Annotated in this window: 16 protein-coding genes and 1 pseudogene; 2 read left to right on the top strand and 15 right to left on the bottom strand. The window is 41.5% G+C overall.

Features of this window, described 5'->3' with window-relative positions; translation table 11 throughout:
- Positions 1-150 precede the first annotated feature (150 nt).
- Both QF117_RS04230 and QF117_RS04225 read right to left on the bottom strand, forming a co-directional pair.
- On the bottom strand, positions 151-531 hold the full coding sequence (locus QF117_RS04230) for an energy transducer TonB (protein WP_282384858.1): 381 nt from the start codon (positions 529-531) through the stop codon (positions 151-153).
- Positions 532-703: 172 nt separating this feature from the next.
- Positions 704-970, bottom strand: a complete 267-nt coding sequence (locus QF117_RS04225) for a hypothetical protein (RefSeq protein WP_282384857.1) — start codon at positions 968-970, stop codon at positions 704-706.
- A gap of 918 nt (positions 971-1,888) precedes the next feature.
- Here QF117_RS04225 and QF117_RS04220 point away from each other — a divergent pair.
- A complete protein-coding gene (locus QF117_RS04220; RefSeq protein WP_282384856.1) occupies positions 1,889-2,725 on the top strand; it encodes a beta-1,6-N-acetylglucosaminyltransferase in 837 nt (278 codons plus the stop codon).
- Positions 2,726-2,867: 142 nt separating this feature from the next.
- Here the strand turns inward: QF117_RS04220 and QF117_RS04215 are convergent, their stop codons facing one another.
- From QF117_RS04215 to QF117_RS04145, 13 genes and pseudogenes are all read right to left on the bottom strand, one after another.
- Positions 2,868-3,305 carry a hypothetical protein gene (locus QF117_RS04215; RefSeq protein ID WP_282384855.1) on the bottom strand — a complete coding sequence of 146 codons (438 nt, stop codon included), beginning with the start codon at positions 3,303-3,305 and terminating at the stop codon, positions 2,868-2,870.
- Positions 3,306-4,832: 1,527 nt separating this feature from the next.
- Complete coding sequence (locus tag QF117_RS04210) at positions 4,833-5,222, bottom strand: hypothetical protein (RefSeq protein ID WP_282384853.1); 390 nt, start codon at positions 5,220-5,222, stop codon at positions 4,833-4,835.
- 680 nt (positions 5,223-5,902) lie between these two features.
- A complete protein-coding gene (locus QF117_RS04200; protein WP_282384851.1) occupies positions 5,903-6,628 on the bottom strand; it encodes a hypothetical protein in 726 nt (241 codons plus the stop codon).
- Between the two features lie 457 nt (positions 6,629-7,085).
- Complete coding sequence (locus QF117_RS04195; protein WP_282384850.1) at positions 7,086-7,517, bottom strand: NUDIX pyrophosphatase; 432 nt, start codon at positions 7,515-7,517, stop codon at positions 7,086-7,088.
- 1,177 nt (positions 7,518-8,694) lie between these two features.
- Complete coding sequence (locus tag QF117_RS04185) at positions 8,695-9,099, bottom strand: hypothetical protein (protein ID WP_053317234.1); 405 nt, start codon at positions 9,097-9,099, stop codon at positions 8,695-8,697.
- Positions 9,077-9,259 (bottom strand): hypothetical protein, encoded by a 183-nt coding sequence (locus QF117_RS04180; RefSeq protein ID WP_282384847.1) that lies wholly within the window; start codon positions 9,257-9,259, stop codon positions 9,077-9,079. Before QF117_RS04180 ends, QF117_RS04185 begins: the two co-directional genes overlap by 23 nt.
- Positions 9,260-9,450: 191 nt before the next feature.
- Positions 9,451-9,906, bottom strand: a complete 456-nt coding sequence (locus QF117_RS04175) for a hypothetical protein (RefSeq protein WP_282384846.1) — start codon at positions 9,904-9,906, stop codon at positions 9,451-9,453.
- A 962-nt stretch (positions 9,907-10,868) separates the two neighbouring features.
- The gene (locus QF117_RS04170; protein WP_282384843.1) at positions 10,869-11,243 is read right to left on the bottom strand and encodes a hypothetical protein; all 375 of its coding nucleotides are present in this window, start codon (positions 11,241-11,243) and stop codon (positions 10,869-10,871) included.
- A gap of 113 nt (positions 11,244-11,356) precedes the next feature.
- Entirely contained in the window at positions 11,357-11,794 is a 438-nt protein-coding gene (locus tag QF117_RS04165) for a hypothetical protein (protein WP_282384841.1), read from the bottom strand.
- Positions 11,795-12,275: 481 nt separating this feature from the next.
- Entirely contained in the window at positions 12,276-12,701 is a 426-nt protein-coding gene (locus tag QF117_RS04160) for an N-acetyltransferase (protein ID WP_025639322.1), read from the bottom strand.
- A gap of 169 nt (positions 12,702-12,870) precedes the next feature.
- A complete protein-coding gene (locus QF117_RS04155) occupies positions 12,871-13,341 on the bottom strand; it encodes a GNAT family N-acetyltransferase (protein WP_282384839.1) in 471 nt (156 codons plus the stop codon).
- Positions 13,342-13,506: 165 nt separating this feature from the next.
- Positions 13,507-14,040: a DUF6817 domain-containing protein gene (locus QF117_RS04150; RefSeq protein WP_282384838.1), complete on the bottom strand. Its 534-nt coding sequence runs from the start codon at positions 14,038-14,040 to the stop codon at positions 13,507-13,509.
- A 141-nt stretch (positions 14,041-14,181) separates the two neighbouring features.
- Positions 14,182-14,568, bottom strand: a pseudogene (locus QF117_RS04145) (VOC family protein).
- A 1,763-nt stretch (positions 14,569-16,331) separates the two neighbouring features.
- On the opposite strand from QF117_RS04145, the gene QF117_RS04140 reads away from it, so the two are divergent.
- Positions 16,332-16,544 carry a hypothetical protein gene (locus tag QF117_RS04140; protein ID WP_282384837.1) on the top strand — a complete coding sequence of 71 codons (213 nt, stop codon included), beginning with the start codon at positions 16,332-16,334 and terminating at the stop codon, positions 16,542-16,544.
- The last annotated feature ends 592 nt before the right edge of the window (positions 16,545-17,136 follow it).

Genomic DNA, 17,136 nt, shown 5'->3' with positions numbered 1-17,136 from the left:
TTTTCCTCGTAACTTTGATGCCTAACGCCGCGTTAAGTGGTGAGCAACGCAGACCACCACACCTAAACCATTGTGCCGTAAACACTAAAGCTGAATCAAACCAAAAATGCCAAGCGTTGGGAATCCGTCTTAAACGCTTTGTTATGTGAATTATTCAGGGGCAATAGTGATGTTGAACGTTTGGATTTGAACAAATTCATCTTCACCTATAAATGACAAGTCAAAAGGAGCCGCCAACAAAATCGCCACTTTAACACTCTTTTCTAACTGAGCATTCCCTGTACTGCTCAATATTTTAGTTTTAGTAACATTACCCAATATATCGATACTTACTTGATATCTAACTTGTTGCCCTTTGAAATTATCTTCAAGCACCAAGTTGTTTTGAATGGTGTCATGTACGTGTTGCGCCCAAATAGATATTTGACTGGGTGCTTCACTCTCGACTTCGTTTACAACCTTAGGCTGCGCAATTACATTAAGTGACAAACCTAATAACAACCAAGCTAAAGTTAAATGAAATAATCGCATTGTACCTCCATTCACATAACGCCCAATTAAGGGGTGAACAACGCTACCACCCTACCTAAAGCATTGTGCCATAAACACTAAATTTGAAGTAGAAGCAAAAATGCCAAGCGTTGTGAATCCCATTTAAATTGATTGTTAAATGGCTCTTCTCCTTGCTCAAGTTTTTAATAAACTAACGAGTGGTGAGCTTTGAATAGCCTTCTGCAACTAGATTCGCAATGTCCTGAGCTCGAGTTTCTTTTGTAGTATAAACGCGCACGTCAGACTGCCGGCACATGTGAATAATTTTAGGCCCCTTCTCCTTCTGAGTACCATGCTTTACAACACTGTTCAAAGCGTGTCGCACAAGTGCCTCTTTGTCATTCTTAAGCTTTTCATAAGCCATACTAGAAGAAGTAAAAAAGGTTTTCGTAGTATCGCTAATTAATGTAACAGCCATTGAGTAATTCCTTTTAATAAGATAAGCATCATTGCTTACAAGCTTAATATAAAGCAATTAGTAACTTTTTTTAAAAAACGCACAACATTATTACGATAACTTTTGAATTCGAGGCCATTTAACGCCCTGCTAAGCGGCAAATAAACCCACCGCTTAACTTAAAATTTGCACCGTAAACACCTTAGCGAATCAGACCAAAAATGCCACGCGTTTATTTGTCCGTTTGAGCAGTTTGTTAAGACTTGCTTTGAAAACCGACTTTGCATTGACGCTGTAGTGAACGGCCGATGACAAAGCTCAACAACACCGCTAAACGATAACACCGATTTCAAACGCAGCACTCATAAGCGGTGAGCCACGAAACCCGATATGCACAGAGCTCAAAGCCGCCCACAAAACTGACGCGTTCAATAATGAACTGCGGAAAAACGAGCCCCCACGAGTACGATGAGAGTTTATGAGCAGACAGAAAACATCGGTTCGAGAAACGCGCTTCAAAACGGTAGCCGCTAAACTTTGGATTACGCCCAAACTGGCATTTACAGCGCACATTCTGAGAGCCACATAACCGCCTAAATTTCGCAGTACGACAAACTTAAAGTGGCCGATTCCAGAGTTACCTAGCCAAAAAATTACAGCGAGTCTTAACGCCCAATTAAGGGGTGAGCAACGCTACCACCCAAACCTAAGGTATTGTGCCATAGACACTTAATTTGAAGTAGACCCCAAATACCAAGCGTTGGGAATCCCTCTTAAATTGTTTGTTAGGTTTATATTTTATTGCTGTTGATTAATCAAGACAGAGCCTCCATATAGTATAAGGATAAGAACACGCCTTACCACTCAGAACATACATTCCCTAACTGAGACAACTGGAGCGTGAAAATAAATATTCCAGATTTCTCAAGGAATGATCTAATGATTGCTTATCTTATTCTCGTTCACCGCTATCCAGATCAATTTAAACGGCTATTTCATGCCATATACCATCCAAATAATCACTACGTTATCCATGTTGACAAAACTTCTGGCAAAGAAATTTTAGATGAAATATCTTTGTTTATAGATGATTACAAAAATGCCGAAATTCTTGAATCAGAAAATGCGTTATGGGGTGGATATAGCCTAGTTAATATTGAACTTCGGGGTATGGCTAAGTTATTAAATATGAATAAAAGCTGGACTCATTTTATAAACCTAAGTGGACAAGATTTTCCATTGAAAACTCAGCCATATATTCATGACTTTTTGTCAAATAATCCACACAAGGAATTCATTCGAGCACTAGACCAAAATGAAGCTAGGCCCGAAACGATGAATCGCATAGAAAATATGTGTTTTGAATATAAAGAACATATTTACCGACCTAAAATAGCCAGAAAATTCATGTCAGGAATAACACCGTTTATTGGCACTCAATGGATGATTGTGTCGCGACAGTTCTGTGATTTTGTCTGTAATACGGATGCATCTCAGCCCTATAAAGAATTTTATAAAAATACTTTTATTGCTGATGAGGGATTTTTCCAAACGGTTATGATGAATAACGATTGTCATGGTGAAATAGTTCAAGATGATTTGCGTTTTATCGATTGGGTACCAGATGGAGACATAAAGCTAAGACCAAGGACGTTTACAATAGCCGATATTTCCAACTTAATATCGAGCCCTAATCTTTTCGCTCGAAAATTTGATCTGTTAGAGGATGCTAACGTGGTTGATAGAATTGAACACCACCTCGGTGCAACTGTCTAGTCTTTAATGAACCACCCTGTATTTACGGGGTGGCTCAAAGAACCTAACGATTTACTAAGTGGCTGTTACCACTAACTTTACCGAGCATATCAGACTTCAAGCCGAAAGTGCCGAGCGTTGATAAGTCCACTTTAGTAATTTGTTATAATTTCATATCACCATTTTCTTTTGGTGACAGATTGTCAAACGCTTGGCTTACTCGACCAAATATGAACCCACCTACGAATAAAGATATTATCGAATAAGAGATAGAAAAATGAGCTATTAGAAACAAAACTGCGACTACAAAAGATAAAAATGCAGAGAAAATGACGAATGAAAACAGATCAACTTTGAACAAAGCATGTAAGGTCTCAGTTTCATCATCAAAGCCGACGATTATAAAAGAAAGCAACGAGTTAATAGTGAGGCTTAACGAAAACGCTAACGTTGCAAGCTTTAGTGGTGTTGAATTATCACTTTCGGCACCAGCACTTAACATAGCTAAAAAGAAAGCCATAGATACAGCAGAAAATGTAGAATACAGCCAAATTTGCTTTTTTATAAACACTTCATGTTGGACTAAGCCTATAAATTTCACTGAACTCTCCTGAAGTTATAACGCTTTACTAAGTGGCTGTTACCACAGACTTTTCCGAGCACAACAGACTTCAAGCCGAGAGTGCCCAGCGTTTGACAGTCCACTTGAGTAATTTGTTAGTCGGTGGCTTTGCCATTGAATACTGACTATTGACGCAAGCCTTTGATATAAAAACCAGGCTCGACATTTGTAGAACTTACTTAGGTAAAAACTCGTCATTTGACTAGGCCAAACGTAGCGCCCTTAATTGAATATCAACATCATGCGATCCAGTAGCGCCAAAAAACGTTGCCAGTAAAACAATATGGCGAAAGTTACTGAACCAACTTTAACCTTAAAACTTTTCAATGCCTTAGCCGACTAACGCTCTGCTAAGCGGCAAATAAACCGACCACTTAACTTAAAATTGATACCGTAAACACTTTAGCTAACCAGACCAAAAATGCCACGCGTTTATTTGTCCGTTTGAGCAGTTTGTTAAGACTTGCTTTGAAAACCGACTTTGCATTTTACGCTGTAGTGAACGGCCGATGACAAAACTCAACAACACCGCTAACCGACCAGACCGATTTCAAACGAAACACTCAAAAGCGGTGAGCCACGAAACCCGATATGCACAGAGCCAAAAGCCGCCCACTACACTCACTAGTGCAATAATGAACTGCGGAAAAACCAGACTCAACAAGTACGATGAGAGTTTGTGAGCAGATAGCAACAATCGGTTCGAGAGCCACGCCTCAACACGGTAGCCGCTAAGCTTTGGATTACGCCCAAACTGGCTTTTACAGCGCATAGAGTAAAAAGCCACATAACCGCCCAAATTTCAAAGTACGACAAACTAGAAGTGGCCGATTGCAGAATTACCTAGCCAAAAAATCACAGCGAGTCTTAACGCCTTACTAAGTGGCGCTGCCACTGAATTACCCAAGCATACCAAACTCCAAGCCGAGAGTGCCAAGCGTTTATTTGTCCGTTTGAGCAGTTTGTTAAGACTTGCTTTGAAAACCGACTTTGCATTTTACGCTGTAGTGAACGGCCAATGACAATATTGAAAACACCGCCAAACGACCAGACCAACTTCAAACGCAATACTCTAAAGCGGTGACCCACGAAACCCGATATGAACTGAGCTAAAAGCCGCCCACTGCACTCACGCGTTCAATAATGAACTGCGGAATAATCCAACCCAACGAGTACGATGAGAGTTTGAAAGCAGACAGAAACCATCGGTTCGAGAAACGCGCTTCAAAACGGTTGCCGCTAAACCTTGGATTACGCACAAACTGGCTTTTACAGTGCACATCGTAAAAAGCCACATAACCACATGAATTTCAAAGTACGACATACTTAAAGTGGCCAATTACAGAGCTATCTAGCCCAAAAATCACAGCGAGTTTTAACGCCCAATTAAGGGGTGACCAACGCCACCACCCAACCTAACGCATTGTACCGTAGCCACTAAATTTGAAGTAGAAGCAAAAGTGCCAAGCGTTGAGAATCCCTCTTAAATTGCTTGTTAGTTGCGTTTTATTCTTTGCGGCACCAATGCTGACTTTCATTTGCGCTTATCAAGCTATTGCCTTTAAATTCAGCGTCAACTAAATAGATCAACCCAGGATTTCCGTTAACCACTATCAAAGATTTGTAAATAACAGTTCCATAACCAGATTTTTCAGACGGTAAAGTATAAACATAATTCATGTTATCGATTATTTTACTCATTAACTGATAACGAGTTTTCTGGAGCGAGCTACCACTAAATACAACTTCATTAAGGTTCTCGTCTAACTTGAACCCCCTTGTGAACTTATCCATGTTTTTGCCGGTGTAGCATTTCACATCAAAACTTAACTTTGGCTCTGCAGCCACTACATTGAACGAGATCAAAACAGCTAGAAATATAAATATCTTTTTCATAAATTACCTATGGTCAATATATTTGATGAGCAACTAACGCCCTGCTAAGCGGCAAATAAACCAACCACTTAAATTAAAAATAAATACCGTAAACACAATAGCCAACCAGACCAAAAATGCCACGCGTTTATTTGTCCGTTTGAGCAGTTTGTTAAGACTTGCTTTGAAAACCGACTTTGCATTGACACTGTAGTGAACGGCCAATGACAAAACTCAACAACACCGCCAAACGACCAGACCAACTTCAAACGAAACACTCACAAGCGGTGAACCACGAAACCTGATATGCACTGAGCAAAACAGCCGCCCACAAAACTGACGCGTTCAATAATGAACTGCGGAAAAACCAGACTCAACGAGTACGATGAGAGTTTGTGAGCAGATAGCAACAATCGGTTCGAGAGCCACGCCTCAAAACGGTAGCCACTAAACTTTGGATTACGCCCAAACTGGCTTTTACAGCGCATAGAGTAAAAAGCCACATAACCGCCCAAATTTCAAAGTACGACAAACTTGAAGTGGCCAATTGCAGAACTACCTAGCCAAAAAATCACAGCGAGTCTTAACGCCCAATTAAGGTGTGAGCCACGCGACCACGACACTAAAATTGAACACCGTAAACACTAAATTTGACCAAAACCAAAAATGCCAAGCGTGGGGAATCACTCTTAAATTGTTTGTTAACTTACATTCTCAAACAGTTTATTCAGCTTTTTTAGTTCGATCTCTTTTGACTTAAGCCTGCGAGATTCTTCGATAATACTCTTGTAACACAAGTACGTTGCCGAGATTTCACTTTTTACTCTGCTCTCAATGAGGGAGTAATTATTGTCTTCATACATATCCCAAACCCCACAACCAGACTCAAATTTTAGTCCTTTTACAAACTTATTCATTAACCCGTTTTTAGGTGCAGGATACATATAGCCTGTATTTAGATTAAACAAAGGAGTTGCTATCTGAGATAAATCCATTACTCGAAATCTATTCTGTAATTCAAAGGCTTGCTGATTTGATAATAACTTGTACCTTTTGAATAACTCGAACAAGATCGGCACGTCTGAAGATGAAATACCAATACCGCACAAAACAGCTGACCTCGTACCATTGTGTGCTTTGCTGACTTTTTCTGAGGCTTTAACTAAAACATCAAGTATTCGCTCAAGGAGCACACGCTCGTTATTTTCGTGCTCCCACAGCCAATAGCTTTTAATTTTTTTTTGAATAGCATCATCGTGGGTTTTGTCGACAGTAAAGCCGTTTATACTTAAAAAACCACCACCTAGAATTCGGGATGCTTTATCCCATGGGTTATAACAAAAACCTACTTCCTTTCGCGACTTTTCAGGAACATAAAATTCCAGATCAAAAATAACTGTAATACAGCTACCTAATTTAGTTTTCAATTTTGATGTACCTCCATGTAAGTTAACGCTTTAATAAGTGGCTGTAACCACTGACTTTACCGAGCCTATCAGACTCCAAGCCGAGAGTGCCCAGCGTTGATAAGTCCACTTAATTAACTTGTTAGTGGGCGGCTTCGCCATTGAATGCTGATTATTGGTGCAAGCCTTTATTATTTGAACCAATGCACGATATTTGTAGAACTTACTTAGGCAGCAACTCGGCATTTGACTCGGCCAAACAAAGCGCCCTAAATGGAACATTAATATCATGCGACCCCGAACCGCCAAAAAGCTACACCAATAAAACAATATTGCGACGAGTGCAGAACAAACTTTAACCCTAAAACCTTTCAAAGCCTTAGACCACTAACGCCTCGTTAAGCGGCGTGGAATAGTTGGCTAAACTGTGCGAGGAACGAGCGCGAGCCAACTGTTACACGTCCGTTTAAACGACTTGTTATGCGTTCAATCTTTGGAAAACTTCCCAAATTGCAATTTTATTCGAATCATATTGTAGCAAGCCAATTGCCTCACTTTCTGAACACCATTTAAATTCTGAGTGTTCGTGTGAAAGTATGGGGTCTTTGTTAACCAACAAAGAGAATGAGTATTCAGGAACTACATATGGATGCTCACTCCATAGTTCATGACCTTTATAATAAACTCTTGGCAACATGCACATAGCATCTAATTGTTGCCAATTTTCACCAGTAAGGTGCGTTTCCTCAAATAGTTCACGAATAGCAGCCTCACTAGAAGATTCTCCGCATTCACCACCACCAGATGCCCCCTGCCAAACCCCATCATCAGAACGTCGACAAATTAGTACTTCATAGCCATCATTCGACTTTCGATAAGGAAATACTAACACTTGAAATGGAGCTCTCATAAATATACCTTGACGCATAACGCCTTACTAAGTGGCGCTACCACTGAATTACCCAAGCATACCAAACTCCAAGCCGAGAGTGCCAAGCGTTTGAGCGTCCATTTGAGTAATTTGTTAAGACTTGCTTTGAAAGCCGACTTCGGATTGACGCTGTAGTGAACGGCCAATGACACAAATCAACAACACCGCTGAGCGACCAGACCGATTTAATACAAAACAATCAAAAGCGGTGAGCCACGAAACCCTATATGCACAGAGCCAAAAGCCGCCCACAAAACTGACGCGTTCAATAATGAACTGCGGAATAATCTAACTCAACAAGTACGATGGGAGTTTGAGAGCAGATAGAAACAATCGGTTCGAGAAACGCGCTTCAAAACGGCAGCCGCTAAAATTTGGATTACGCCCAAACTGGCTTTTACAGCGCAAATAGTGAAAGCCACATAACCGCCTAAATATCACAGTACGACGTACTTAAAGTGGCCGATTGCAGAGCTATCTAGCCCAAAAATCACAGCGAGTCTTAACACCCTGCTAAGCGGCAAATAAACCCGCCACTTAACTTCAAATTAATACCGTAAACACAATAGCCAACCAGACCAAAAATGCCACGCGTTTATTTGTCCGTTTGAGCAGTTTGTTAATACTTGCTTTGAAAACCGACTTCGGATTGACGTTGTAGTGAACGGCCAATGACAAAGCTCAACAACACCGCTAAACGACCATGCCGAATTCAAATGCAATACTCAAAAGCGGTGAGCCACGAAACCCGATATACACTGAGACAAAAAGCCGCCCACAAAACTGATGCGTTCAATAATGAACTGCGGAAAAAACCAGATTCAACGAGTACGATGAGAGTTTGAGAGCGGATAGAAACCATAGGTTCGAGAAACGCGCTTCAAAACGGTAACCGCTAAAATTTGGATTACGCCCAAACTGGCTTTTACAGCGCACGTTGTTAGAGCCACAAAACCACACGAATTTCAAAGTGCGACAAACTTAAAGTGGCCGATTGCAGAACTATCTAGCCAAAAAATCACAGCGAGTCTTAACGCCCTGTTAAGGTGTGAGCAACGCAATACCGAAGCTCCCGCATACCACCTTAAACACAAAACGCAACGCATAGCAAAAGTGCCAAGCGTTGCGAATCACTCTTAAACAGTTTGTTATGTGGCTATTCAGGGAAGCTATCTGGTTTTTTTATCTGCTTAGGTAAATGCATTGGAGAATGCTCACCAAGACCAACCAAATGGTATTCATGGGCCGTTTCTACGTGAATGTGAACAACCCAGTTAGAAGTAAGTTTATTGTCCGCGTCACGGCCAGTGTATGACTCCCAACCTATATGGTAATGAAATAACCTAAAGTCATTGCACAAGTCTACAGTTTCTTGATAATAAGGGCTCTTAGGGTCGACTCTACTTGAGTCTCTAACTGCCCCGTCTAGTTTCCCGCCCCAAAGGCCATACTGACGAATTGTATCTTCAAAGTCATCGAGCATTACTTGAAATGCTTCAGGCTGATCAAGGTATTGCCCCATGTACCAAGTAGTTTGCTTAATAGTTTTTGTTTTCTGCAACTTTTTCTCTCATCCACTTGAGTTTTTCAGCACGATTTTTAAACACTGGAACAACATGAGTATCACTACTCAAAGCAGCTCTTAATGTTGATGCCTTTATTGATACACCTCGATCAGAGTAAGCTATATCAATACTTTGAACTTTCACTACAGTTTCCATAAATGTCTTCCAATGGATTACTTGTACAGTAAGTATACCGATAGAACAGAAATACCGCCACTACTTAATACAGTAGCGCAAGGCTAGATTTCCTTTGGCCACATAACGCCGCATTAAGGTGTGACGCGCGCTTGCCATACTGTGAGCGAAGCGAAACCGGCAAGCGTAAGGAATCACTCTTAAATGCTTTGTTAGCTTTTTTTACTCCATGAGTGGCTATGTCCCCATCCAGCTTCACTTTTCATTACCGTAAAAATCTTTACACAGGAGGTACACTTGCATTCAAAGAACGTATCTCTTCCAACCTCCTTTTGAGAGCAGATTTTTATTAAACCTTTTTGTTCCTCATGACGAGGAGAATCAGAACTATATTTATATTTTACGCAACGACATTCTCCACTTGCGATTTCCTTTAAAAATGCGTTCAGCCTATCCATTGAGGACAAAATATATTGCCTTTTATCACTTAATTCCCAAGTTTCAGTTTTAGAAAGAACTTTAAAATCCTCTAGATAATTCGATATCTCTCTGAGGATTTTTATATCTGTGATATTCATAATCTCACAGACATTGATATCTTCAGAAACAATCAAATTGCCATTAAATGTTCCAGCTTCAACTGATTGAATTAGTGCATCTGTTTTCATAAATTGACCTTAAAGCTAACGCTTTAATAAGTGGCTGTAACCACTGACTTTACCGAGCATACCAGACTTCAAGCCGAGAGTGCCCAGCGTTGATAAGTCCACTTAATTAACTTGTTAGTCGGTGGCTTTGCCATTGAATGCTAATTATTAGCACAAGCTTTTGTTATTAAAACCAATGCACAACATTTGTAGAACTTACTTAGGGCAAGGCTATGCATTTAACTCGGCCAAACGAAGCGCCCTAAATTGAACATTAACATCATGCGATCCAGTAGCGCCCAAAAACGTTGCCAGTAAAACAATACGGCGAAAGTTACTGAACCAACTTTAACCTTAAAACCTTTCAAAGCATTAAACGACTAACGCCTTACTAAGTGGCGCTGCCACTGAATTACCCAAGCATACCAAACTCCAAGCCGAGAGTGCCAAGCGTTTGAGCGTCCACTTGAGTAATTTGTTAAGGCTTGCTTTGAAAACCGACTTTGTATTGACACTGTAGTGAACGGCCAATGACAAAACGCAACAACACCGCTAAACGACTAGACCGATTTCAAATGAAACACTAAAAAGCGGTGACCTACGATACCCGATATGCACTGAGCCAAAAACCGCCCCCAAAACTGACGCGTTCAATAATGCACTGCGGAAAAACGAGCCTCAACGAGTACGATGAGAGTTTGAGAGCAGATAGAAGCCATCGTTTCGAGAGCCGCGCTTCAAAACGGTAACCGCTAAAATTTGGATTACGCCCAAACTGGCATTTACGGCGTACATTGTGAAAGCCACATAACCGCCCAAATTTCAAAGTACGATAAACTTGAAGTGGCTGATTGCAGAACGACCTAGCCAAAAAATCACAGCGAGTCTTAACGCCACGTTAAGGCGTGAGTGAACGCGTGCTATGTTTGAGCGAAGCGAGTTCAGCACGCGTTTACGAATCGCTCTTAAACGTTTTGTTAGCCTTATGCTATTAACGAGTACAACTCAATAACTTTGTTCGCAAAGTCGCTACTATCTGTTGCCACGGTAGCGTGTCCTTCATTAACTAGTTGCATGTTCGGTGACGTATCTGACTTTTCCAAGAATGAATCTCTTGCGTGCTGAACTAACCCACGCGCATACGCAGACCCTAACCCAATATCCTCTAAAGATTTGGTAGTCACTAAATCGATTTCTTCAATGTCTAGAAAACAAACTAGTCTTCCATATGCGAAATTACGACCATAAAGCATAAACCCAAATACTTGGCACAAAACTTCATTCTGTAGATCCCACTTTTCATGATTAATTACCGCTAAACGACTATCTTCACTGGCTTTCTTTAATGCATTAAGCACGTTCGTATCCTCTGATGGCTAACGCCTTGCTAAGCGGAAAATAATGGTTGGCTATAATCGCAAAGCGATGGCCAACTGTTATTTTTCCGTTTAAGCAACTTGTTATGCATTTTTTACGACGACTGAAGTAATGGCAGCAATCCATAAACTAACAAACTACAGGTGATGAGTGATAGTAGTGACCCAGAACGCACCAAAATTTTAACAGCAAATTCAGTCGTGGCGGTTGCTGAAAATCCAGCTCCAGCAATTGGAAGTGCCTTACTTGCACCTGTTACAGACGCTAAAGTTATTCCCAGCCAAATAAATATGAAACCCAAAGCGGAGCCATAAGCCACAAACATTTCTAAAAATAAAGAAAGATCAACCAGCGACCATATAACACCAAAGATCGCCAGAGCCATCCCACACTGAACAGCTGTCATGTGGCCAGAAAGAGCCATCCGAGGATTTTTTACAGCTGGTATCAATGCACCTTGTATTAAACCGGCAAGGAAAAAGACAATTCCAATAAAGATAAGTTGTGCACCTATCTGTGTAAGTTCTATCATAATGCTCCCTATGTATGCATAACGCCTTACTAAGTGGCGCTGCCACTGAACTCCCCGAGCATACCAAACTCCAAGCCGAGAGTGCCAAGCGTTTGAGCGTCCACTTGAGTAATTTGTTAGGGGCCGCCCACGCTATTGAATGCTGATTATTGGCAAAAGGTTTTAAAATTGAAACCGATGCTCGCAATTTGTAGAGCTTACTTAACGTAAAAATTTGACCATTTGCAGGACCAAACAAAGCGCTGAAAGTCACACTTAAATGATGAGTCACCGTATGCACGTATTGCTGAACCAGAAGATGATGTTCGAGACAAAAACAGCTACCACCATCACCTCAAAACCTTTCACCCCAATAGGCCGCCTAACGCCGCGTTAAGTGGTGAACAACGCCAACCACCAAACCTAAACCATTGTACCTTAAACACTTAAGCTGACTTGGAACAAAACCGCCAAGCGTTGTGAAACCGTCTTAAACGCCTTGTTATGTGCCCGAACTCATTGTGTACTCTGGGTGTCCCGTATGTTCGTCCAGTTGCTCACTGACGACTGCAAAACCTTGAGACAAATAGAACTGATAACTAGCCTGATTTTCCTTGTATACGGAAAGGCTCAATATCGCCCTTTGAGCTTTGGCATGACTCAATAATTGCTTACCGATGCCTTTACCCTGAAATTCAGGAAACACAAATATGGCTGCCAAAGTACTTTCATACAGCGCGTAAAAACCAACTATTTTCGACTCAATTTCATAAACGAAGACTTCTGAAGCAGGAATATAAATATTACGCATGTTCTCAACTTGAGATCCCCAGAAGTCAGCCGGGACGAAATCATGGGCTTTAACAGAGGCTTCGAGCCAGATTTCAAGAACCGAGTCTAAGTCATTTGAATTGTACTTTCTTATCATTTTCGAACTCTAGATTGTCAAATTTATCGGGGCAACATAACGCCGCGTTAAGGGGTGAGCAACGCAGACCACCATTCCTAAATCATTGTGTCGTAAACACTGAAGTGGAAGCAAACCCAAAATGCCGAGCGTTGGGAATCCGTCTTGAACGCCTTGTTATGTGAACCGCTTAGCACGTAAGAGTTTTTGAGTACTCGAATACCCTAAAATCATCAGAAGCATCAGGCTGAAACTCACCGACCTTTTTGTACCCTAACTTTTCATAAAAATGATGATTTCGATATGACTTGTAAGGGGTAAGCAAAGACCAGTATTTTATGTCGCTGTACTGTTCCTCTATAAGGCGCATAACTTCAAAGCCAATATGTTTATTCTGAAATTTTAACGCAATGTAGACATATTTAATTTCAATAGAGGACTGGTCACCACATTCAACACAAATTGCACCCGCGAATTCACCGTCGCATAAAACTTTGTAAAAATGCCCTTTCCCAACCTCTGAATGAAACCAATCTATTGATTCGATATTTGGAGGAAACGCACCATATTTATCAACATCAGCAGAAAATGCAGCTAAAGCCGAGTCTTGCAGGATTTGAACATCCTCTGAGACCGCGAGTTGAAGGTAAATATCAGACATAACTATCCTTAAATTGTCAGGATGATAGATTTTTTTATTAGGTCACATAACGCTGCGTTAAGGGGTAAACAACGCCAGCCACCTTACTTAACCCATTGTGCCGTAACACTAAAACAGATTCAAACTAAAAATGCCAAGCGTTAAGTTCCCCTATTGAACGCCTTGTTATGCGAAATTCGACAAGGCTGATTTGTAGGCATTTCTAGCCACGGGGCTTAAGTAACTGTCCATACCTTGGAACAGTTCAAATAGCTCAGCACCATATTTGAGTTTGAACTCTTCACTGCTATAAACAAGCTCTAGCTCATTAGCGACGGTTAACTCGCAAAACAACTTCGCTATAGCATTGTCGAGTGTGAATGTTAAACCAGTAAACCTGTCTTTAAATTGGATTTCTCGCACTTTGCCAAATTGAGGGAGGACATAGTCTCGGTCGCATGAGCAATACAAGTAAACCAATGCTTCTTCATCACAACCAATAATTTGTGCGATTTCCTTACGTTGGCTTAGCGACACCATATTTTCATCAAAGCCTGCTGTTCCATAGGCGGCATGAAAGAGACCAGCGATTTGAAGTGACTCGCTACTCCCCCAGTTCATTAGAACTTTTTCAGTTCCTTTAAGGTGAGCTTCCAAGGAGCCATTGAGGTGCTGAAAATCACCCGCACCAAGCTCTTGGAGCATTCCAAATTTATCCATAAATATCAATTTCCTTTAGGTCGCATAACGCCCAATTAAGTAGCTGACAACGCTACCAATACACTCAAATTTAACACCGTAATCACTGAAGCTAAAACGAGCTAAAAATGCCAAGCGTTGGCAGTCTGCTTAAATTGCTTGTTAGGCGCTTTCTTCAATTTTCCACGGTGGGTTTAATCGATTCTCACCCGCCCAATACAACTTAATTTTGTTTCCTGATGGGTCACTTAGTACCGCTTCTTTCCAAAGGAACGGTTGGTCGATAGGTTCCTGATCGAACTCTATACCTTTATCTTTCAGATTTGCTACCAATTGATCGAGTTCTTCATGTTAAAAGTAAACAACACCTCTACATTCTAACCCGCGTTTCTCAGTGTCTAAGTAGATTGAAAATGTAGAGTCTCCATCGGGAAAAGAAAAACGGGAATAGTGTTCATCGCTGACAATTTGAATAAGTCCTAGTGCTTTATAAAAATCCACGGCCAAATTGATATCATCAACAGCCAAAGTTACTTGATTTAGATTCATATACTTTCCTTGTATCGCAGGCGCCTAACGCCTTACTAAGTGGCGCTGCCACTGAATTACCCAAGCATACCAAACTCCAAGCCGAGAGTGCCAAGCGTTTGAGCGTCCACTTGAGTAATTTGTTAGGGGCCGCCCACGCTATTGAATGCTGATTATTGGCAAAAGGTTTTAAAATTGAAACCGATGCTCGCAATTTGTAGAGCTTACTTAACGTAAAAATTTGACCATTTGCAGGACCAAACAAAGCGCTGAAAGTCACACTTAAATGATGAGTCACCGTATGCACGTATTGCTGAACCAGAAGATGATGTTCGAGACAAAAACAGTTACCACCATCACCTCAAAACCTTTCAACGCAATAGGCCGCCTAACGCCCTGCTAAGCGGCAAATAAACCAGCCACTTAACTTAAAATTTGCACCGTAAACACTTTAGCCAACCAGACCAAAAATGCCACGCGTTTATTTGTCCGTTTGAGCAGTTTGTTAAGACTTGCTTTGAAAGCCGACTTCGGATTAACACTGTAGTCAACGGCCAATGACACAACTCAACAACACCGCTAAACGATAACACCGATTTCAAACGAAACACTCACAAGCGGTGACCCACAAAACCCGATATGCACAGAGACAACAAGCCGCCCACTGAATTCACGCGTTCAATAATGAACTGCGGGGAAATCTAACTCTACGAGTACGATGAGAGTTTGTGAGCAGATAGCAACAATCGGTTCGAGAAACGCGCTTCAAAACGGTAACCGCTAAACTTTGGATTACGCCCAAACTGGCTTTTACAGCGCACAGAATAAAAAGCCACATAACCGCCTAAATTTCGCAGTACGACAAACTTGAAGTGGCCGATTGCAGAACGACATAGCCAAAAAATCACAGCGAGTCTTAACGCTCTGCTAAGCGGCAAATAAACCGACCACTTAACTTAAAAACTAATACCGTAAACACTTTAGCCAACCAGACCAAAAGTGCCACGCGTTTATTTGTCCGTTTGAGCAGTTTGTTAAGACTTGCTTTGAAAACCGACTTCGGATTAGCACTGTAGTCAACGGCCAATGACAAAACTCAACAACACCGCTGAACGACCAGACCGATTTCAAACGAAATACTCAAAAGCGGTGAGCCACGAAACCCGATATGCACTGAGACAACAAGCCGCCCACTGAATTCACGCGTTCAATAATGAACTGCGGGAAAATCTAACTCAACGAGTACGATGAGAGTTTGTGAGCAGATAGAAACCATCGGTTTGAGAAACGAGCTTCAAAACGGTTGCCACCAAACTTTGGATTACGCCCAAACTGGCATTTACAGCGCAAATAGTGAAAGCCACATAACCGCCTAAATTTCACAGTACGACATACTTAAAGTGGCCGATTGCAGAAATATCTAGCCAAAAAATCACAGCGAGTCTTAACGCCCTGCTAAGCGGCAAATAAACCCACCGCTTAACTTAAAATTTGCACCGTAAACACAATAGCCAACCAAACCAAAAGTGCCACGCGTTTATTTGTCCGTTTGAGCAGTTTGTTAAGACTTGCTTTGAAAGCCGACTTTGCATTGACACTGTAGCGAACGGCCAATGACACAACTCGACAACACCGCTAAGCGACCAGACCTATTTCAAACGCAATAATTAAAAGCGGTGACCCACGAAACCCGATATGCAATGAAATAACTAGCCGCCCACAAAACTGGCGCGTTCAATAATGAACTGCGGAAAAACCAAACTCAACGAGTACGATGAGGGCTTATGAGCAGACTGAAAGCATCGGTTCGAGAAACGCGCTTCAAAACGGTTGCCATCAAACTTTGGATTACGCCCAAACTGGCTTTTACAGCGCAAATAGTGAAAGCCACAAAACCACATGAGTTTCAAAGCTCGACAAACTTAAAGTGGCCGATCGCAGAGCTATCTAGCCAAAAAATCACAGCGAGTCTTAACGCCCTGCTAAGCGGCAAATAAACCAGCCACTTAACTTAAAATTAATACCGTAAACACCTTAGCGAATCAGACCAAAAATGCCACGCGTTTCTTTGTCCGTTTGAGCAGTTTGTTAAGACTTGCTTTGAAAGCCGACTTCGGATTAACACTGTAGTCAACGGCCAATGACAAAAATCAACAACACCGCCAAACGACCATACCGATTTCAAACGAAACACTCTAAAGCGGTGACCCACGAAACCCGATATGCACTGAGCTAAAAAGCCGCCCACTACACTCACGCGTTCAATAATGAACTGCGGAGAAACTAAACTCAACGAGTACGATGAGAGTTTGTAAGCAGATAGAAACAACGGTTCGATAGCTACACTTTAGACGGTTGCCGCTAAACCTTGGATTACGCCCAGACTGGCTTTTACAGTGCACGTTGTTAGAGCCACATAACCGCCCAAATTTCAAAGTACGACAAACTTGAAGTGGCCGATTGCAGAACTATCTAGCCAAAAAATCACAGCGAGTCTTAACGCCCAATTAAGGGGTGAGCAACGCTACCACCCAACGTAAGGCATTGTACCGTAACCACTAAAGTTAAAGTAGAAGCAAAAATGCCAAG

The sequence above is a fragment of the Vibrio sp. YMD68 genome (assembly GCF_029958905.1).
In the GTDB taxonomy this organism is placed as follows: Bacteria; Pseudomonadota; Gammaproteobacteria; order Enterobacterales; family Vibrionaceae; genus Vibrio.
Note: the sequence above shows the minus strand (reverse complement) of the source record. Positions and strands in the feature narration are given on the sequence as shown.